This is a genomic window from Agrobacterium sp. LMR679 (genome assembly GCF_027157905.1).
GTDB lineage: Bacteria > Pseudomonadota > Alphaproteobacteria > Rhizobiales > Rhizobiaceae > Agrobacterium > Agrobacterium leguminum.
Map to the genome: position 1 here is coordinate 1,132,144 of NZ_JAPVOJ010000002.1, position 17,857 is coordinate 1,150,000.

The 17,857-nt window shown below is 59.3% G+C and carries 20 protein-coding genes (1 of these 20 cut by a window edge); 8 read left to right on the plus strand and 12 right to left on the minus strand.

From position 1 onward, the window contains the following. Window positions 1-13: 13 nt before the first annotated feature. Window positions 14-739, minus strand: a complete 726-nt coding sequence (gene chvI, locus O3W47_RS16160; protein ID WP_003505377.1) for a two-component system response regulator ChvI — start codon at window positions 737-739, stop codon at window positions 14-16. Between the two features lie 339 nt (window positions 740-1,078). On the opposite strand from chvI, the gene O3W47_RS16165 reads away from it, so the two are divergent. The 3 genes from O3W47_RS16165 to lysM all read left to right on the plus strand — a co-directional run bounded on the left by O3W47_RS16165 (window position 1,079) and on the right by lysM (window position 3,772). Further along, window positions 1,079-2,689 (plus strand): phosphoenolpyruvate carboxykinase, encoded by a 1,611-nt coding sequence (locus tag O3W47_RS16165; protein ID WP_137004156.1) that lies wholly within the window; start codon window positions 1,079-1,081, stop codon window positions 2,687-2,689. A gap of 112 nt (window positions 2,690-2,801) precedes the next feature. Continuing rightward, complete coding sequence (gene arfB, locus O3W47_RS16170; RefSeq protein ID WP_137452555.1) at window positions 2,802-3,236, plus strand: alternative ribosome rescue aminoacyl-tRNA hydrolase ArfB; 435 nt, start codon at window positions 2,802-2,804, stop codon at window positions 3,234-3,236. 86 nt (window positions 3,237-3,322) lie between these two features. After that, the gene (gene lysM, locus O3W47_RS16175; RefSeq protein ID WP_080815405.1) at window positions 3,323-3,772 is read left to right on the plus strand and encodes a peptidoglycan-binding protein LysM; all 450 of its coding nucleotides are present in this window, start codon (window positions 3,323-3,325) and stop codon (window positions 3,770-3,772) included. Between the two features lie 43 nt (window positions 3,773-3,815). On the opposite strand, the gene coaA is transcribed toward lysM, so the two are convergent. From coaA to hisB, 7 genes are read right to left on the minus strand one after another with little or no spacing between them, the layout of a single operon-like run. Continuing rightward, a complete protein-coding gene (coaA, locus tag O3W47_RS16180; protein ID WP_020808714.1) occupies window positions 3,816-4,817 on the minus strand; it encodes a type I pantothenate kinase in 1,002 nt (333 codons plus the stop codon). Then, a complete protein-coding gene (locus O3W47_RS16185) occupies window positions 4,814-5,137 on the minus strand; it encodes a phosphoribosyl-ATP diphosphatase (protein ID WP_080818497.1) in 324 nt (107 codons plus the stop codon). The genes coaA and O3W47_RS16185 overlap by 4 nt, the downstream gene beginning before the upstream one ends. A gap of 15 nt (window positions 5,138-5,152) precedes the next feature. Next, window positions 5,153-5,929 carry an imidazole glycerol phosphate synthase subunit HisF gene (hisF, locus tag O3W47_RS16190; RefSeq protein WP_137004158.1) on the minus strand — a complete coding sequence of 259 codons (777 nt, stop codon included), beginning with the start codon at window positions 5,927-5,929 and terminating at the stop codon, window positions 5,153-5,155. Then, a complete protein-coding gene (hisA, locus tag O3W47_RS16195; protein ID WP_137452554.1) occupies window positions 5,926-6,669 on the minus strand; it encodes a 1-(5-phosphoribosyl)-5-[(5-phosphoribosylamino)methylideneamino]imidazole-4-carboxamide isomerase in 744 nt (247 codons plus the stop codon). The genes hisF and hisA overlap by 4 nt, the downstream gene beginning before the upstream one ends. Before the next feature lies 1 nt (window position 6,670). Next, window positions 6,671-7,321: an imidazole glycerol phosphate synthase subunit HisH gene (gene hisH, locus O3W47_RS16200; RefSeq protein WP_127756428.1), complete on the minus strand. Its 651-nt coding sequence runs from the start codon at window positions 7,319-7,321 to the stop codon at window positions 6,671-6,673. A 1-nt stretch (window position 7,322) separates the two neighbouring features. Then, window positions 7,323-7,817 (minus strand): DUF2628 domain-containing protein, encoded by a 495-nt coding sequence (locus O3W47_RS16205; protein ID WP_127756427.1) that lies wholly within the window; start codon window positions 7,815-7,817, stop codon window positions 7,323-7,325. 22 nt (window positions 7,818-7,839) lie between these two features. Continuing rightward, a complete protein-coding gene (hisB, locus tag O3W47_RS16210; RefSeq protein ID WP_127756426.1) occupies window positions 7,840-8,436 on the minus strand; it encodes an imidazoleglycerol-phosphate dehydratase HisB in 597 nt (198 codons plus the stop codon). A 201-nt stretch (window positions 8,437-8,637) separates the two neighbouring features. On the opposite strand from hisB, the gene hslV reads away from it, so the two are divergent. The 4 genes from hslV (at window position 8,638) to O3W47_RS16230 (ending at window position 13,997) form a co-directional block, all read left to right on the plus strand. Next, complete coding sequence (hslV, locus tag O3W47_RS16215) at window positions 8,638-9,162, plus strand: ATP-dependent protease subunit HslV (protein WP_127756425.1); 525 nt, start codon at window positions 8,638-8,640, stop codon at window positions 9,160-9,162. A 74-nt stretch (window positions 9,163-9,236) separates the two neighbouring features. Beyond that, a complete protein-coding gene (hslU, locus tag O3W47_RS16220; protein ID WP_003521199.1) occupies window positions 9,237-10,544 on the plus strand; it encodes an ATP-dependent protease ATPase subunit HslU in 1,308 nt (435 codons plus the stop codon). Between the two features lie 199 nt (window positions 10,545-10,743). Next, window positions 10,744-11,709, plus strand: coding sequence for a DUF1402 family protein (locus tag O3W47_RS16225; protein ID WP_269314145.1), 966 nt, complete (start codon window positions 10,744-10,746; stop codon window positions 11,707-11,709). Window positions 11,710-11,828: 119 nt separating this feature from the next. Beyond that, window positions 11,829-13,997, plus strand: coding sequence for a malate synthase G (locus O3W47_RS16230; RefSeq protein WP_127756423.1), 2,169 nt, complete (start codon window positions 11,829-11,831; stop codon window positions 13,995-13,997). A 78-nt stretch (window positions 13,998-14,075) separates the two neighbouring features. Here the strand turns inward: O3W47_RS16230 and O3W47_RS16235 are convergent, their stop codons facing one another. Further along, on the minus strand, window positions 14,076-14,789 hold the full coding sequence (locus O3W47_RS16235; protein WP_003521204.1) for a L,D-transpeptidase: 714 nt from the start codon (window positions 14,787-14,789) through the stop codon (window positions 14,076-14,078). Window positions 14,790-14,972: 183 nt separating this feature from the next. Between O3W47_RS16235 and O3W47_RS16240 the strand changes: the two genes are divergently transcribed. Continuing rightward, entirely contained in the window at window positions 14,973-15,458 is a 486-nt protein-coding gene (locus tag O3W47_RS16240) for an MmcB family DNA repair protein (RefSeq protein WP_080818494.1), read from the plus strand. Between the two features lie 6 nt (window positions 15,459-15,464). Here O3W47_RS16240 and O3W47_RS16245 read toward each other — a convergent pair whose 3' ends face one another. From O3W47_RS16245 to hrpB, 3 genes are all read right to left on the minus strand, one after another. Beyond that, window positions 15,465-16,052, minus strand: a complete 588-nt coding sequence (locus tag O3W47_RS16245; protein WP_269314146.1) for an ActR/PrrA/RegA family redox response regulator transcription factor — start codon at window positions 16,050-16,052, stop codon at window positions 15,465-15,467. 73 nt (window positions 16,053-16,125) lie between these two features. Continuing rightward, the gene (gene actS, locus O3W47_RS16250) at window positions 16,126-17,433 is read right to left on the minus strand and encodes a two-component system sensor histidine kinase ActS (RefSeq protein WP_080857121.1); all 1,308 of its coding nucleotides are present in this window, start codon (window positions 17,431-17,433) and stop codon (window positions 16,126-16,128) included. A 29-nt stretch (window positions 17,434-17,462) separates the two neighbouring features. Continuing rightward, on the minus strand, window positions 17,463-17,857 hold the final stretch of the coding sequence (hrpB, locus tag O3W47_RS16255; protein WP_269314147.1) for an ATP-dependent helicase HrpB. It continues 2,092 nt past the right edge of the window; 395 of the gene's 2,487 nt are visible here — the last part of the coding sequence; the start codon falls outside the window, past its right edge; it ends in the stop codon at window positions 17,463-17,465.

Here is a 17,857-nt window from a genome sequence, read left to right on the forward strand (position 1 = left end):
CGAGTCGGCTTCTTCAAGCCGCTTCGCGGAAGCGATATCCTACGCCATAAAGCGTTTCAATCATATCGAAGTCGCCATCGACCAGTTTGAACTTCTTGCGAAGACGCTTAATGTGGCTGTCGATGGTGCGGTCGTCCACATAGACCTGTTCGTCATAGGCGGCATCCATCAGCGCGTCGCGGCTTTTCACTACGCCCGGCCGCTGCGCCAGCGAATGCAGGATGAGGAATTCGGTGACCGTCAGCGTCACCGGCTCACCCTTCCAGGTGCAGGTGTGGCGTTCCTGGTCCATGGCGAGCTGCCCGCGTTCCAGCGTGCGCGCCTGCTGATCGGCGGTCGGCTTCAGCACGCTGCCGGTTGCGGCCGAAGCCTCGCGGCTGCTGGCGCGGCGAAGGATGGCCTTGACGCGTTCCACCAGAAGGCGCTGCGAGAAGGGTTTCGTGATGAAGTCGTCCGCACCCATCTTTAGGCCGAACAATTCATCGATCTCTTCATCCTTGGAGGTGAGGAAGATGACCGGCAGGTCCGACTTCTGGCGAAGACGCCGCAAAAGTTCCATGCCGTCCATGCGTGGCATCTTAATATCGAAAATGGCGAGCTGCGGCGGACGGGCGATCAACCCGTCAAGCGCGGAAGCGCCGTCCGTATACGTTTCGACCCGGTAGCCTTCGGCTTCGAGCGCGATCGATACCGAAGTCAGAATATTCCGGTCGTCGTCGACAAGCGCGATCGTCTGCATGTAGTTGGTCTCCATCGTCATTTTCTCGTAACTCCCGACATTCACCCAGCCAAGGTTGTGCGCCGCGAGCCACTCTCTTGAGTATAAAGGTGGAACAAATTGTGGCAAAGGAAAACTCGCTCAGAAATCGCTGGTCAGGCGGGAGCGGATTTTGCGAAAAGGCCGCAGCTGGATTTTAATGCGTCTTCAACCGATTTAAAAAGAAATAAAATCTTTTAAATCGATTAATATATTGAAATTACTAAGTTTTTTAAAGTTCGGCTCTTGCGTTTCCAAAAGCTGCCACGTATTTTCCGAGGAAATTTCAACGTCCTTATCGTCATTAACAAGGAACGCGTCATGAACGAGCTTGGGGTTCATAATCCTGCCAATGGAGTTGCAGAACTCGGACTGGGCGAGGCCTCCCGCGTCTTTTATAACCTCAACGAGAGCGAATTATACGAAGAGGCGATCCGCAATGGCGAGGCCGAACTGACCATCGATGGCGCGCTGCGCGCCGTCACCGGCCAGCACACGGGCCGTTCTCCGAAGGACAAATTCGTCGTCCGCGACGCCTCCACCGAGAACACCATCTGGTGGGATAACAACAAGCCGCTTTCGCCGGAAAACTTCGAGCTGCTGCGCAAGGACATGCTGGCCCATGCCGCCGGCAAGACCCTCTACGTTCAGGATCTGATCGGCGGCGCCGATGAGGAAAATGCGTTGCCGACACGCGTCGTCACCGAACTTGCCTGGCATTCGCTGTTCATCCGCAATCTCCTGATCCGTCCGAAGCGGGAAAAACTGGCGGGTTTCAAGCAGAAGCTCACCATCATCAACCTGCCGAGCTTCAAGGCCGATCCTGCCCGTCACGGCGTGCGTTCGGAAACCGTCATCGCCTGCGATCTGACCAACGGCCTCGTCCTCATCGGCGGCACGTCCTATGCCGGCGAAAACAAGAAGTCGGTCTTCACGGTGCTGAACTACCTGCTGCCGGCCAAGGGCGTCATGCCCATGCATTGCTCCGCCAATGTCGGTCCGCAGGGTGATTCCGCCGTGTTCTTCGGCCTCTCCGGCACCGGCAAGACTACATTGTCTGCCGATCCGTCGCGCACGCTGATCGGCGATGACGAACATGGCTGGGGCGAGCACGGCATCTTCAACTTCGAAGGCGGCTGCTATGCCAAGGCGATCAAGCTTTCGGCCGAAGCCGAGCCGGAAATCTACGCCGCGACCCGCCGTTTCGGCACGGTTCTTGAGAACGTTGTGCTGGACGAAAACCGCGTTCCTGATTTCAACGACAATTCGCTGACGGAAAACACCCGCAGCGCCTATCCGCTGCACTTCATTCCGAATGCATCGGAAACGGGCATTGCCGGCCATCCGAAGACGATCATCATGCTGACGGCGGATGCCTTCGGCGTGCTGCCGCCGATTGCCCGGCTGACGCCGGAACAGGCCATGTACCACTTCCTCTCCGGTTACACCGCAAAGGTCGCCGGTACGGAAAAGGGCGTGACCGAACCGGAAGCCACCTTCTCCACCTGCTTCGGCGCACCCTTCATGCCGCGCCACCCGGCGGAATACGGCAACCTGCTGCGCGAACTGATCGGCAAGCATGGTGTGGATTGCTGGCTGGTCAATACCGGCTGGACCGGCGGCGCTTACGGCATCGGCAAGCGCATGCCCATCAAGGCGACCCGCGCGCTTCTGACCGCCGCGCTGACCGGCGACCTGAAGAATGCACAATTCCGCACCGACGCGAATTTCGGTTTCGCCGTGCCGCTGTCGCTTGACGGCGTCGACAGCGCAATCCTCGATCCGCGTTCGACCTGGGCCGACGGCGCAGCCTATGACGCGCAGGCAAAGAAGCTGGTGTCGATGTTCGTCACCAACTTCACCAAGTTCGAAGACCACGTCGACAGCAAGGTTCGCGACGCTGCACCGGGCCTTTTGCTTGCGGCTGAATGAATAAAGCCTCATTTATGAGGAGGAGGGGACCCGGCCTTGTGCCGGGTTCTTTCGTTTGGCCTGCTGTTTCCATTCCTGCCGATCTATGGCATCACCGGCGCGGAGAAAGATCATGGCCAGCGACCCGCTTTACATCAGCAACCGTATCACCATCGCCGGCTGGGAGCTGACGGAGCAATTCGTGCTGGCCGGCGGGCCGGGCGGCCAGAACGTCAACAAGGTCTCGACCGCGGTTCAGCTGTTTTTCGACATTGCCAGTTCACCCTCCCTTCCGGATCGGGTAAAGACCAATGCACTGCGCCTTGGTGGCAGGCGCGTTTCGAAAGACGGCGTGCTGATGATCGAGGCAAGCCGGTTTCGCAGCCAGGAACGCAATCGCGAAGACGCGCGCGAACGGCTGAAGGAACTGATCCTCGAAGCTGCCGCCCCGCCGCCGCCGGTGCGCAAGGCCACCAAGCCCACCAAGGGCTCCGTCGAGCGCCGCCTCAAGGCGAAGTCCGGTCGCTCCGATATCAAGAAAATGCGCGGCAAGCCCTCGGGCGAATAAGCGACGGTGAGGCGGCGAATGTTTCGCCCTTGTCATAGAGCTTCAAATATCGTCTGGTAAGCCTCCCTACAACCAAGGAGGGTGCTATGGGTCTGTTCAATTTCATCAAGGAAGCGGGAAAGAAGCTCGGTATCGGCGGCGATGATGCCCCGGATGTCGAAGCGGTCAAGAAGGAACTCGCTTCCCACGATCTCGGCACGGACAAGGTTCAGGTCGAGGTGGTGGACGACAAGGTCGTTCTGAAGGGCGAAGTGGCCGATCAGTCGGTTTTCGAAAAGGCGGTCATCGCGGTCGGCAATACGCTCGGCATTTCCAAGGTCGAAGCCGGTGAGCTGAAAGTGACTGACGCGCCCGCGAAAGAACCCGTCTTCTACACGGTCAAGAAGGGCGACAATCTCTGGAAGATTGCGGAAGCCCAGTATGGCAAGGCCAATGGCGCGAAGAACAACATCATCTTCGAAGCCAACAAGCCGATGCTGACGCATCCCGACAAGATTTATCCCGGCCAGGTTCTGCGTATTCCTGACCTTGCGTAACAACGGGTTTTGACCGCCGAAGATGCCGCCACGCGCGGCATCTTCACAGCTTGCGAAGCGCTACCGTGTCGATCAGGTGGTTCTTGCCCTTGCGAAGGATAAGATCGGCGCGCGGGCGTGTCGGCACGATGTTCTGCCTCAGGTTCTTCAGGTTGATGTTCTGCCAGAGGCCTTCGGCGATGCTCAGCGCCGCTTCCTCACTAATCGAGGCATAACGGTTGAAGAATGAATTGGGATCGCGGAAGGCGGTTTTTCTGAGATTCATGAACCGGTTCACATACCAGTTGTGAATGAGGCCCTCATCGGCATCGATATAGATCGAGAAATCGAAAAAGTCGGAAACGATCGGCACGATCCGTCCACCCGCCGGCAGGTCTCGCGATTGCAGCACGTTGATGCCTTCGAAGATGAGAATATCCGGCTGGTCGATGACAGTGAACTCGTTCGGCAGAACGTCGTAGGTCAGGTGCGAATAACGCGGCGCCTTCACATTCGGCTGGCCTGCCTTGATCGCTGAGAGGAAACGCAGGAGCGCGCCGATATCGTAGCTTTCGGGAAAGCCCTTGCGCTCCATCAGGTTTTCCCGCCGCAGAACCTCATTCGGATAAAGAAATCCGTCTGTCGTGATGAGATCGACTTTCGGGCTGGAAGGCCAGCGGGCCAGAAGCTCCTTCAGGATGCGGGCCGTCGTCGATTTTCCAACCGCCACGGAGCCGGCAATGCCGATGACGAAGGGCGTCTTGTTGACATCGGCCATGTTGAGAAAGCGGTTACGCTGCTCGAACAGCAACTGCGACGCCTCCACATGCGATGACAGGAGGCGCGACAATGACAGGTAAATGCGCCGCACTTCGTCCAGATCGATCGGGTCATCCAGCGAGCGCAGCCGCTTGACCTCGTCGGCAGAAAGCGTCAGTGGCGTATCGGCACGAAACTTCGACCATTCTTCCGAACTGAAGAAGTGGTAAGGCGAATATTCATCCGGCCGGAAATGATCGAGTGTGCTCGGCATGCCTCTCTCCCCGCTGCCTGCCTCGACATTCATGATGTCGGCCTCGCCGCTTTTTCCGCAAGGCCGGTTTGCCCCGTACGGCGCTCCAGCTCGGCAAAAACCTCATCTATCGGAATTTCGGCGATCTTGAGCACCACCAGCAGATGGTAGAGCAGATCGGCCGCCTCGTTCTTCAGCCCGTCGCGATCTTTCGCGATGGCCGCGATAACGGCTTCGACCGCTTCTTCGCCGAGTTTTTTCGCCGCACGCTCCTGGCCGGCAGCAACCAGCTTGGCCGTCCAGGATTCGTCAGGAGAGGCAGCGGCGCGTGTCGCGACGATGCGTTCCAGATCGGAAAGGGAAAATGCGCTCATGGGAAGTTCCTGCAATCAGTCGAGACGCATGGCGATGCCGTGCTCTGCCATGTAGTTCTTGGCTTGCCCGATCGAATAGGTGCCGAAGTGGAAGATGGAGGCGGCGAGCACCGCAGTTGCGTGGCCATCGCGCACGCCCGCCACCAGATCGTCCAGCGTGCCGACGCCGCCTGAGGCGATGACGGGCACGCGAACCTGATCGGCAATGCTGCGCGTCAGGCCGATATCGTATCCGCTTTTGGTGCCGTCGCGATCCATCGAGGTAACCAGCAATTCGCCGGCGCCGCGTTCGACCATCTTGATGGCGAATTCCACAGCGTCGATCCCCGTCGGCTGGCGTCCGCCATGGGTGAAGATTTCCCAGCGGCCTTCTTCTCCGACCTTCGAAACCCGCTTGGCGTCGATGGAAACGACGATGCACTGGTTGCCGAACTTGTCGGCCGCCTGCGCCACGAAATCCGGATCCTTGACGGCTGCGGAGTTGATCGAGACCTTGTCCGCACCGCAAAGGAGCAGCTTGCGAATATCCGCGACGCTGCGAACCCCGCCACCGACGGTCAGCGGCATAAAGCAATGATCGGCGGTACGCGAGACGACATCGAAGATCGTGTCGCGATTATCCGAAGAGGCAGTGATGTCGAGGAAGCAGAGTTCGTCCGCCCCTGCCGCATCATAGGCTTTTGCCGCCTCGACGGGATCGCCGGCATCGATCAGGTCGACGAAGTTCACACCCTTGACGACACGGCCGTCTTTGACATCGAGGCAGGGAATAACGCGGGCTTTGAGGGTCATGCGTTTACGTCCTTTGCAGCCTTGATAAGGGCAAGCGCCTCAGCAGGGTCGATACGGCCGTCGTAAAGCGCGCGGCCGGAAATCGCACCCTCGAGCTTTGCGGCATCCGGCTGCAACATGCGCTTGATGTCGTCGATGGAGGCGAGTCCGCCGGAGGCGATGACCGGGATCGACACGGCATCCGCCAGTTCCAGCGTCGAAGCCCAGTTGATGCCGGCCAGAATGCCGTCGCGATCGATATCTGTGTAGATGATGGCCGCGACACCGGCACCTTCGAAACGTTTGGCTAGTTCGATGACGCCGAGTTCGGACGCTTCCGCCCAGCCCTCAACAGCGACCTTGCCACCCTTGGCATCGATGCCGACGGCGACCTGACCGGGGAAACGCTTGCAGGCTTCAAGAACCAGAACCGGATCGCGCACCGCCACAGTGCCGAGAATGACGCGCGCAAGCCCACGGCTCAGCCACGCGTCGATATGATCGAGCGTGCGGATGCCGCCGCCAAGCTGGACCGGGTTTTTCGTCGCTTTCAGAATGGCGTCGACCGCCTCGCCATTCACGGTCTGGCCGGCAAAGGCGCCGTTAAGATCAACGACATGCAGCCATTCGAAGCCTTGGTCTTCGAAGGCCTTGGCCTGTGCGCCGGGGTCCTCGTTATAAACGGTGGCCTGGTCCATATCGCCGAGTTTCAGGCGAACGCACTGGCCGTCCTTAAGGTCGATTGCGGGAAAAAGAATCATGTCAGGGCTTCCAGCGCAGGAAATTGGAAATCAGGGCAAGGCCGAGCGTCTGGCTCTTTTCCGGGTGGAATTGCGCACCCGCCATATTGTCGCGGCCGACGAAAGCCGTCATCGCGCCACCGTAATTGGTGGTGGCGATGACATTCGTCGAATGCTTGGCGGCCAGGTGATAGGAATGCACGAAATAGGCGTGCAACCCGTCAGCACCGGTCTTGATGCCGTCGAACAGCGGATGGGCATGACGGATTTCCAGCGTGTTCCAGCCGATCTGCGGAATCTTCAGGCTTGGATCGGACGGCGTCATTTCCACGACGTCGCCTTCGATCCAGCCGAGCCCGGTGCTGACGGTCTTTTCCAGCCCGCGCGAGGACATGAGCTGCATGCCGACGCAGATACCAAGAAAGGGATGGGCCTTTTTCTCCACGGCTTCGATGAGTGCGTCATGCATGCCGGGAACAGCGTCGAGACCGGCGCGGCAATCCGCATAAGCGCCGACGCCCGGCAGCACGATGCGGTCCGCCGAAGCGACGTGATCCGGCTTGTCGGTCAGGTCGATGGTTGCATTGATGCCGGCTTCGCGGGCGGCACGCTCGAAAGCTTTTGTGGCCGAACGCAGGTTGCCCGAACCGTAGTCGATGATCGCGACACGCATGTCAGCGCCTTCCATTCAAGTCGAAAAGAAACGATCCGGCGGGATCATTGACGAAGTTTTTGTCGCCGCTCTTTTGCGGCGAAGGGGTCCAGACCGGCTGGGACAGTTGTTCCGCCCTTTCGGTGTTTTCGGAGAGACCGGAGAAATATATGTCTTCGGCGCTCGAAAGATCAGGGGCGGAAACGACGGATGTCAGCGTCCAACCCTTACGGATCAGGTGCCGGACGAGAAAATCGCGTCCCTCCAGCGCCGTGATGAGCCCGATGGCGAAACCGCAGAGAATGCCGATCGGTTCGAATCCGGCTAATATCGAGACCTGCCCAGCCAGAAGAAGCGCTATGACAACGATAGCCGTTGCCAGCCACAGCCGGTTGATCGCGAGCCATAGCCAGGGCGCAATGAGAGCCAGCCAGACGAAACGGTCTGCGATGAAGCGGGTCGTCTTGTGGTCCCTGTCCGGCCCGTTGGGGGCTTCCAGAACGAGATAGCTTGTCATGGGCTTCCTGACAGCTTTGGCGTCAGGCCAGCATGCCCTTCGTGGAGGGAACGCGGCCTGCCTGCCGGGGGTCGATCTCGGTTGCCGTGCGAAGAACGCGGGCAACGGCCTTGAAGCATGTTTCGGCGATATGATGGTTGTTCGCGCCGTAATGGTTCAGGATATGCAGCGTAATGCCAGCATTCTGCGCCAGCGCCTGAAAGAACTCGCGCACCAGCTCGGTGTCGAAGGTGCCGATCTTCGGCGCGGAAAAATTGACGTTCCACACGAGGAAAGGCCGGCCGGAAATATCGACGGCGGCCTTGGTCATCGTCTCGTCCATGGCAAGATCGAGCGAGGCATAACGGGTAATGCCGCGCCGGTCACCCAGCGCCCTGGCAATCGCCTGGCCGATGGCGATGCCGGTATCTTCCACGGTGTGATGGTCATCGATATGCAGATCGCCCTTGACCTCGATTTCCATGTCGATCAGCGAATGGCGGCTGAGCTGGTCCAGCATATGGTCGAAAAATCCCACGCCGGTGGAAATTGTCGACTTGCCGGTGCCGTCGATATCCACGCGCACCGAAACCGAGGTTTCGTTGGTCTTGCGGATAATCTCGCCTTTACGTTCTGCCATTTTGGCCGCTCCGTGAAAATGTTGCCGTTCCTTATCAGCACGGGACACAAATATCCAGTTGTTCCATCGTCTTGCCTGACATGCCGAAAACGGTGCGTGGCCGGCAAGATTGCAATCGTGAAAAGCAAACTTACATAGAACCCGAGAAGGGCCGCATCCCGGCCCGTTAACCGCAGGCCCGGCAGGGCAGACAGGTGTTTGATGACAACAATTATTACAGTCAGGAAGGGCGGCAAGGTCGTCATGGCTGGGGACGGTCAGGTAAGCCTTGGCCAGACGGTCATGAAGGGCAATGCCCGCAAGGTTCGACGCATCGGCAAGGGCGAAGTGATTGCCGGTTTTGCCGGTGCGACGGCGGATGCCTTTACGCTGCTTGACCGTCTTGAAAAGAAACTCGAGCAATATCCGGGCCAGCTCATGCGCGCAGCCGTCGAGCTTGCGAAGGACTGGCGCACGGATAAATATCTGCGCAATCTCGAAGCCATGATGCTGGTGGCCGATAAATCGACCACGCTCGCCATCACCGGCAATGGCGATGTGCTGGAGCCCGAGCACGGCACTATCGCCATCGGTTCCGGCGGCAACTACGCCTTTGCTGCCGCCCGCGCCATGATGGATACGGACAAATCGGCTGAGGAGGTGGCGCGCCAGTCGCTCGATATCGCCGCCGATATCTGCGTTTATACCAACCACAATCTCGTCGTCGAAACGCTCGACGCCGAATAAGCCCATTTCTCACCCAAGGGTCCTGTGGGCCGGGCCGGAATGGCCGGCCGGAGCAGGAAAGCCGAGAGGATAGAATGACCACTTTTTCTCCCCGGGAAATAGTCTCGGAACTCGACCGCTTCATCATCGGCCAGCATGAGGCCAAACGTGCTGTCGCGATTGCGCTGCGTAACCGCTGGCGCCGCCAGCAGCTCGATGAGAGCCTGCGCGACGAAGTCATGCCGAAAAACATTCTGATGATCGGGCCAACCGGTGTCGGCAAGACGGAGATTTCCCGCCGCCTCGCCAAGCTGGCCGGTGCGCCCTTCATCAAGGTCGAGGCGACCAAGTTCACCGAAGTCGGTTATGTTGGCCGCGACGTCGAACAGATCATCCGCGATCTGGTCGAGATCGGCATCGGCCTCGTGCGCGAAAAGAAGCGCGCCGAAGTGCAGGCCAAGGCGCATCAGAGTGCTGAGGAACGGGTGCTCGATGCGCTGGTTGGCGCAACCGCGTCTCCGGGCACGCGTGAAAGCTTCCGCAAGAAGCTTCGCGACGGCGAACTTGACGATAAGGAAATCGATATCGAAGTGGCGGATAGCGGCTCGGGCATGCCCGGTTTCGAAATTCCCGGCATGCCGGGCGCCAATATCGGCGTTCTCAACCTGTCGGAAATGTTCGGCAAAGCCATGGGCGGACGCACCAAGAAAGTGCGCACGACGGTGTCGAAGTCCTATGCCGATCTCATCCGCGATGAGTCCGACAAGCTGCTCGACAATGAAATGATCCAGCGCGAGGCGGTGAAGTCGGTCGAAAATGACGGCATCGTCTTCCTCGATGAGATCGACAAGATCGCTGCCCGCGATGGCGGCATGGGCGCCGGCGTCTCACGTGAAGGCGTGCAGCGCGATCTCCTGCCGCTTGTCGAAGGCACGACGGTTTCGACGAAATATGGCCCGGTGAAAACCGACCACGTCCTCTTCATCGCGTCGGGTGCCTTCCATGTGGCCAAGCCTTCGGATCTTCTGCCGGAGCTTCAGGGCCGCCTGCCGATCCGTGTCGAGCTGAAGCCGCTGACCAAGGAAGATTTCCGCCGCATCCTGACGGAGACGGAAGCAAGCCTCATCCGCCAGTATAAAGCGCTGATGGCGACGGAAGAACTGGATCTCGATTTCACCGATGATGCAATCGATGCCCTGGCCGATGTGGCGGTTCATCTCAATTCGTCGGTCGAGAATATCGGTGCGCGCCGTCTGCAGACGGTGATGGAGCGTGTTCTGGACGAGATTTCCTTCAATGCGCCGGATCGCGGCGGTTCCGCCGTCAAGATCGATCAGGAATATGTCCGCAAGCATGTCGGTGATCTCGCCGCCGATACGGATTTGTCCCGCTATATTCTCTGAAGATTTCAGGGATCCAAGAAAGAAGAGTGCGGCCATATTTGCCGCACTCTTTTATTTTATTCGCCTTGTCTCGCATTCAGCCCGCATTTTGTTTATGGGAAGGGCTGCATTCCGGTTGGAACCGTTTTAGTGGAATGATCCGGTTTTCCCAGCACCTTTCGCTGGTGGAGGCCGCAGGCTTGAGAAAAGGCATTCGCTCGTGCGCAAAACTCTTCTGGCATTTGCCGCTGCTTTGACGTTCACCGTCACCGCGTCTTCTTACGTCGAAGCCGCGACGGTCGTTCCGCCAGGCAATCGCAATGCCGAACAGCCCGGCGTTCCCGGCGCTTCCGCAAAAAGAACAAAGGCGTCCAACACCTCTTTCGAGCGCAAATACCAGAAGGTCATCGACCTTTTGTCCTCCGACAGGGCTCTGATCGCCAAGATCAAGTCGACGGCCGGGCGCTACGGCATCGATCCGATCCATATGATCGGCGCGATCGTCGGCGAACATACCTATAATGTAGACGCCTATGACCGGCTGCAGTCCTATTACGTCAAGGCGGCTTCTTACGCCGGGAACAGCTTCCGTTTCGGCTACAAGGACGAAACCATCGCGCAGTTCCTGACGCATTCGCAATTTGCCAAATGCCAGTCGAAGAGGGATTCCTACAGTGTCTGGAACTGTCGGGAAGATATCTGGGAAGACAGTTTCCGCGGCAAGACGGTCGATGGTGTCGCCTACCCGGACAACCGTTTCAGCGCCGTGTTTTTCCAGCCTTTCTATGCCGGCCAGACCTTCGGCCTTGGCCAGATCAATCCACTGACCGCGCTGATGTTGTCCGACATGGTGTCGAGAACTTCCGGCTATGAGAAGCTGGATGAGAACGACGCCACCGCCGTCTATACCGCCATCATGGACCCTGACCGGTCGCTCGCTTTCATGGCGGCCTCCATCCGCAAGTCTATCGACGACTATAAATCTATTGCCGACATGGATATTTCGAAAAATCCGGGTGTGACCTCCACGCTTTATAATGTCGGCGGGTCGCAGCAGCGTGCCGCCGCGCTTGCCCAGAAGAACCGCCAGCGCGCCGCAGGCGGGGAGCAGCCCCTGTTGCCGGAGGAAAATTATTACGGCTGGCTGGTGAATGACCGCATCAAGGATTTGCAGGCGCTTTTGTAGAAAAAGGCGACTATCGCCCGCATTGTTTCCAAAACGGAAATAATATTTGGCTGTCCGCCGCAATTGACGAGCGGCCGTCTCCGCGTCCAATCTGTGCCTTCAGAATAGAGGAGGCGCATGTGAGCCGCACGAATAAATTCGGTCTTTCCATCGATGACAGGCTTTATGCCTTTTTGACTGACGACGTCCTGCCGGGCACGGGTCTGGACAGCGAGGCGTTCTTCGAAGGTTTTTCGACCATTGTTCACGAGCTTTCTCCGAAGAACCGCGAATTGCTGGCAAAGCGTGACGCCCTGCAGGAAAAGCTGGATGGCTGGTATCGGCAGAATGGCGCGCCGGCGGATTTTGACGCCTATGAGGGCTTTCTGAAGGAAATCGGCTATCTGCTGCCGGAAGGTCCCGGCTTCCAGGTGGAAACGAGTAATGTCGACCCGGAAATCGCCGCCGTCGCCGGCCCACAGCTCGTCGTTCCGGTCATGAATGCGCGTTATGCGCTGAATGCGGCCAATGCCCGCTGGGGTTCGCTTTACGACGCGCTTTACGGCACGGATGCTGTTTCTGACGCCGACGGTGCGGAGAAGGGCAGGGGGTATAATCCGAAGCGCGGTGAAAAGGTCATTGCCTGGGCGCGAAACTTCCTCGATGAATCCGCGCCGCTGGAGACGGGAAGCTGGTCCGAGGTGACCGGTTTCAAGATCGAGGATGGCCTGTTGCAGCTTGCTATCGGCGACGCCAGGACTGGTCTCAGGGATGCAGCCCAGTTCAAGGGTTTCAGCGGCGAAGCGGCAAAGGCCGCAACGATCCTGCTCGGCAAGAATGGTTTGCACACTGAAATCGTCATTGATCCCACGACAGAAATCGGCAAGGGCGACAAGGCGGGAATCTCCGATGTCATTCTCGAATCTGCGCTCACGACCATCATGGATTGCGAGGATTCGGTTGCCGCCGTCGACGCTGAAGACAAGGTGCTGGTTTATGGCAACTGGCTTGGCCTGATGCGCGGCGACCTGACCGAAGAAGTATCCAAGGGCGGCAAGACCTTCACCCGCAGCCTCAACCCGGATCGCTATTACACGGCTCCCAATGGTGCGGCGCTGACGCTGCCCGGCCGTTCCCTGATGCTGGTGCGCAATGTCGGTCATCTGATGACCAATCCAGCGATCCTCGACAGGGACGGCCGTGAGGCGCCCGAAGGCATCATGGACGCCGTCGTCACGGCGTTGATAGCCCTTTATGATGTCGGTCCGTCCGGGCGGCGTCAGAATTCCCGCGCCGGCTCCATGTATGTCGTCAAGCCGAAGATGCACGGGCCGGAGGAAGTGGCCTTCGCCAACGAAATCTTCAGCCGGGTCGAAAAGCTTGTCGGCTTGGCGCCGAACACCATGAAAATGGGCATCATGGATGAGGAGCGCCGCACCACGGTCAACCTCAAGGAAAGCATTCGCGCTGCGAAGGATCGCGTTGTCTTCATCAATACGGGCTTCCTCGACCGTACCGGCGACGAAATCCACACTTCGATGGAAGCGGGTCCGATGATCCGCAAGGGCGACATGAAGCAGGCGGCATGGATCGCCGCTTACGAGAACTGGAACGTCGATGTCGGCCTCGAATGCGGCCTTTCCGGCCATGCGCAGATTGGCAAGGGCATGTGGGCGATGCCGGACCTGATGGCCGCGATGCTGGAGCAGAAGATCGCGCATCCGAAGGCCGGCGCCAACACCGCCTGGGTGCCGTCGCCAACGGCGGCGACGCTGCATGCCACGCATTATCACAAGGTCGATGTCGCTGCCGTTCAGGAAGGATTGAAAAGCCGCGGCCGTGCGAAGCTTTCCGATATTCTGTCGGTGCCGGTCGCGCCGCGCCCCAACTGGACGCCGGAAGAAATCCAGCGCGAACTCGACAACAACGCACAGGGCATTCTCGGATACGTCGTGCGCTGGGTCGATCAGGGCGTTGGTTGCTCGAAGGTGCCGGATATCAACAATATCGGGCTGATGGAAGACCGCGCCACGCTTCGCATCTCCGCGCAGCACATGGCGAACTGGCTGCGCCATGGCGTGGTGACGCAGGAGCAGATCGTCGAGACCATGAAACGCATGGCCGCCGTCGTCGATGCGCAGAATGCCGGCGATCAGGCCTATCTGCCGATGGCATCCGATTTCGATGGATCGGTCGCATTTCAGGCGGCTGTCGAACTGGTGCTGAAGGGCCGTGAACAGCCGAACGGCTACACCGAGCCGGTTCTGCACCGCCGCCGTCTGGAACTGAAGGCCAAGCAGGCGGCCTGAAGCCGTCAGCCGTCCTGAGAAACAAAAAAGCCGCCGGGGGAAATCCACGGCGGCTTTTTCTTGTCTGGTATGTGATCTTTACTGGATCACGATGACCTTGGTGCTGCGGCCGGGACGAACGCGGCTGTAAAGGTCGATGACATCCTGGTTGATCATGCGGATGCAGCCGGAAGAGGCGGCCGTGCCGATCGAGGCCCATTCGGGCGAGCCGTGAATGCGGAACAGCGTGTCCTGTCCCTTTTCATTGAAGAGATACATGGCGCGCGCGCCGAGCGGGTTGGTAAGACCCGGGCCCATACCGGCCTCGACATATTTGGCGACTTCCGGCTTACGGTCCGCCATTTCTTTCGGCGGATGCCACATCGGCCATTCCTGCTTCCAGGCGACATAGGCCTCACCGGCCCAGGCGAAACCTGCCTTGCCGACGCCGATGCCGTAACGAACCGCGCGGTTGCCGGACAGGATGTAATAGAGGTAACGCTCGCGCGTATTGACGATGATGGTGCCGGCGCGTTCGGATGTCTGGAATTCGACGATCTGGCGGCGGTACTTCTCATTCACACGATTGATCGGAATGGCCGGCAGCGCATAGCCCGCATCGGTCACGGGACCGTAGACATCGTTGAAGATCTGGACCGTTTCGACCTTTGCCGGAACGGGGTCAGCAACCGGTACTGACGCTGCGATCTTGCCGGAGGTCGGAGCGGAGGATTGGGAGGTAGTTTCGGCGCAGCCGGCCAGAGCCAGTGCTGCCGTCAGACCGAGTGCGGTCAATGGGGTACGGATGCGCATGTCGTTCTCGCGGAAAATTCGCCAAATTGTGCGAAAGAGTAGGCTTAATTGGATAAATCGGTTATTTTCCATTCAGCCGCTCTTGGCAAGCCGTTGCGCCGCCGCGAAACGGTCGGCCATTTAAAATTGCCGGTTGATTGCCTTTTTGCAACAATAGGCCAAACGCTTCAGCAGCCTTTATCCATGACTATTCTTTCCGTTACCAACAATAATCCGTTAATAGACGGCCGCCAGTCGGACAAGGCGATGCTGGTGCGCCGCGGCGTTCAGGTGCTTCTGCACGAAATGCGCCATTCGGTGCTGCCCGAACTGCCGCTCGCAAGCGGGCGGCGGGCAGATCTCATCAGCCTGTCGGTCAAGGGTGAAATCTGGATCATAGAGATCAAATCCTCCATTGAGGATTTCCGTGTCGATCGCAAATGGCCGGAATACCGCATGCATTGCGACCGGCTGTTCTTCGCCACCCATCCTGAAGTGCCGACCGACATATTCCCGGAGGAATGTGGGCTGATCCTGTCGGATGGATATGGCGCCCATATGCTCCGCGATGCGCCGGAGCATAAATTGCCGCCCGCAACCCGCAAGTCGGTGATGCTGGATTTCTCGCGAACCGCTGCGACCCGGCTGATGCTGGCGGAATGGACGACCGGGCGCAGCTTCGGAGAATGACTTCCGTTATTTGGGGGCGCGTTTGGCAAGAATGCGCTGCAGCGTTCGCCGGTGCATGTTCAGCCGGCGGGCGGTTTCCGAAACGTTGCGCTCGCACATTTCATAGACACGCTGAATATGCTCCCACCGAACCCGGTCTGCCGACATCGGGTTTTCGGGAACTTCGGTCTTTTCGCCCTTGCGCTGCGTCAGCGCATTGAACACATCGTCCGCATCGGCGGGTTTGGCCAGATAGTCCAGCGCCCCGAGTTTCACGGCGGTAACGGCGGTTGCTATATTGCCGTAGCCGGTCAGAACGACGATTTGCGTATCGTCCCGATTCTGCCTGATGGCCTCGATGACTTCCAGACCGTTGCCGTCCGCAAGTCTCAGATCGACAACCGCATATTTCGGCGGTGCAGTCTTGGAGCGGGCAATGCCGTCGCTCACTGTCTCGGCGGTGTCGACGGTAAAGCCACGTGTTTCCATTGCCCGGGCAAGCCGGCGCAGAAACGGGCCGTCATCATCGACGATCAGCAGCGATCTGTCGGGTCCGATCGGGTCGACATCGTCCGTTGGCGTGCTGGTGGAGTTGTTCTGGTCTTCTGTCTTCATGTTTCCGGCCTTCCGGCAACTTCGTCGGCTTGCTTTTCTTCTTCTTATCGCCGCTTCAACGTGGATGGTAAAGTCAACGGCTTCTTTTATCGTCCATAAGCGCCCGAGGCCAGACGATTGTGACCCGCGCTCCGGTTCCGCTCGTACCACGATTTTCAAAGGTGACGGTGGCGCCAGACCGCTCCAGCAGGGTCTTGGCGATGAAAAGCCCGAGCCCGAGCCCACCCGCCCGTGTGTCGTTGTGACGTTCGGTCACATAGGGCTCGCCGATACGGGCAAGCACGTCATGGGCATAACCCGGCCCATCGTCTTCAATGATGACGGCGACGTTCTGCTGGTCGTAATCCACCGTCACGGTCACCTTTTCCCGTGCATAATCCACGCCGTTTTCAATGAGGTTGCCAAGACCGTAGATGATGCCGGCATTGCGGATACCGACCGGTTCGTCGGCGCGATTGTTCTTTTCAACGAGTTCGAGGCGGATGCCGAATTCTCGGTGCGGCGCCATCACCTCCTCGATCAGCGAGGAGAGCGGCAGGCGGCGCATGTGCTCCTCATTGTCGGCGGAAAGCGAGGTGAGACGGCGCAGAATGTCACGGCATCTTTCGCTCTGGCTGCGCAGCAGCGCTATATCTTCGCCAAATTTTTCGTCGTTTCCGAGTTCCCGCTCCATCTCCTTCGCCACGACGCTGATTGTTGCGAGCGGCGTGCCAAGCTCATGCGCCGCTGCCGCCGCCAGCCCATCCAGCTGCGAGAGATGTTTTTCCCGCTCCAGCACCAGCTCGGTTGCAGCCAGCGCGTCCGCCAGCTGGTTTGCCTCATGCGAAACGCGATAGGCGTAAAAGGCCGCAAAAGACGTTGTGGCGATGATGGCAACCCAGGTGCCGACATGCAGCAGAAGCTGGATCGGCAAAACCTCGCCGGGATACCACGGAACCGGAAACGGCGAAAAGGCGATCGCGGTTGAGCAGATGACGGCAAAGCCGAGGAGAATGAGCGAATGCCGCAGCGGCTGGGAGGCAAAGGCGATGATGACCTGCACGCAGATCAGCGGCGCGAAAGGATTGGAAAGTCCGCCGGTGATGTAAATGAGCGCCGTCAATTGCAGCAGGTCGAAGGCCAGCAGCAATGTCGCTTCCCAGGGCTCCAGACGATAGGTGGAGGGAAAGCGGGCAGTGAGAAACAGGTTGGCCAGCGCCAGTGCCGCGATCAGAAGACCGCAGGCCAGAAGCGGCAGGGGGAAATTGAGCCCGAAGGCGACAAGCAGGATCGTTGCCGTCTGTCCCGCAACCGCCAGCCAGCGCAGCCAGACAATGGTCTGCAGCCTTATCCTGCGGCTGGCGCGGCCGAGCCTCGTGGTTTCGATAGAATGGCCAGCCACCGTCATCTCCTTTGCCCTCTTCATCATCGTCACGTCCCGCGCGGTTTTGCACGGCTGGTCGGCAGGGCCGATGCCGGGTCTTCCGGCCATGGATGGCGTGGATAACGCCCGCGCATATCCGCCCGCACATCCTTCCAGGATCCCGCCCAGAAGCCGGGAAGATCGCGTGTCGTCTGTATCGGCCTGTGCGCCGGGGAGGTCAATTCCAGCAGCAGCGGCAAGCGTCCCTGCGCAATGGACGGGTGGGCTCTCAGCCCGAAAAGCTCCTGCACGCGAATGGAAAGCGTCGGTTCGCTTGCGTCGTAACGAATGGGATGCCGCTGGCCCGTCGGTGCTTCGAAATGCGTCGGCGCCAACTTGGCGAGATCGCGCGCTACCTCATGCGGCACCAGAGACAGGATCCCTTCGGAGAGGCTGCCGGGCC

Coding starts and splice junctions, on each gene's coding strand:
- chvI (WP_003505377.1), bottom strand. CDS start 739: ATGCAGACGATCGCGCTTGTCGACGACGACCGGAATATTCTGACTTCG.
- O3W47_RS16165 (WP_137004156.1), top strand. CDS start 1,079: ATGAACGAGCTTGGGGTTCATAATCCTGCCAATGGAGTTGCAGAACTC.
- arfB (WP_137452555.1), top strand. CDS start 2,802: ATGGCCAGCGACCCGCTTTACATCAGCAACCGTATCACCATCGCCGGC.
- lysM (WP_080815405.1), top strand. CDS start 3,323: ATGGGTCTGTTCAATTTCATCAAGGAAGCGGGAAAGAAGCTCGGTATC.
- coaA (WP_020808714.1), bottom strand. CDS start 4,817: ATGAATGTCGAGGCAGGCAGCGGGGAGAGAGGCATGCCGAGCACACTC.
- O3W47_RS16185 (WP_080818497.1), bottom strand. CDS start 5,137: ATGAGCGCATTTTCCCTTTCCGATCTGGAACGCATCGTCGCGACACGC.
- hisF (WP_137004158.1), bottom strand. CDS start 5,929: ATGACCCTCAAAGCCCGCGTTATTCCCTGCCTCGATGTCAAAGACGGC.
- hisA (WP_137452554.1), bottom strand. CDS start 6,669: ATGATTCTTTTTCCCGCAATCGACCTTAAGGACGGCCAGTGCGTTCGC.
- hisH (WP_127756428.1), bottom strand. CDS start 7,321: ATGCGTGTCGCGATCATCGACTACGGTTCGGGCAACCTGCGTTCGGCC.
- O3W47_RS16205 (WP_127756427.1), bottom strand. CDS start 7,817: ATGACAAGCTATCTCGTTCTGGAAGCCCCCAACGGGCCGGACAGGGAC.
- hisB (WP_127756426.1), bottom strand. CDS start 8,436: ATGGCAGAACGTAAAGGCGAGATTATCCGCAAGACCAACGAAACCTCG.
- hslV (WP_127756425.1), top strand. CDS start 8,638: ATGACAACAATTATTACAGTCAGGAAGGGCGGCAAGGTCGTCATGGCT.
- hslU (WP_003521199.1), top strand. CDS start 9,237: ATGACCACTTTTTCTCCCCGGGAAATAGTCTCGGAACTCGACCGCTTC.
- O3W47_RS16235 (WP_003521204.1), bottom strand. CDS start 14,789: ATGCGCATCCGTACCCCATTGACCGCACTCGGTCTGACGGCAGCACTG.
- O3W47_RS16240 (WP_080818494.1), top strand. CDS start 14,973: ATGACTATTCTTTCCGTTACCAACAATAATCCGTTAATAGACGGCCGC.
- O3W47_RS16245 (WP_269314146.1), bottom strand. CDS start 16,052: ATGAAGACAGAAGACCAGAACAACTCCACCAGCACGCCAACGGACGAT.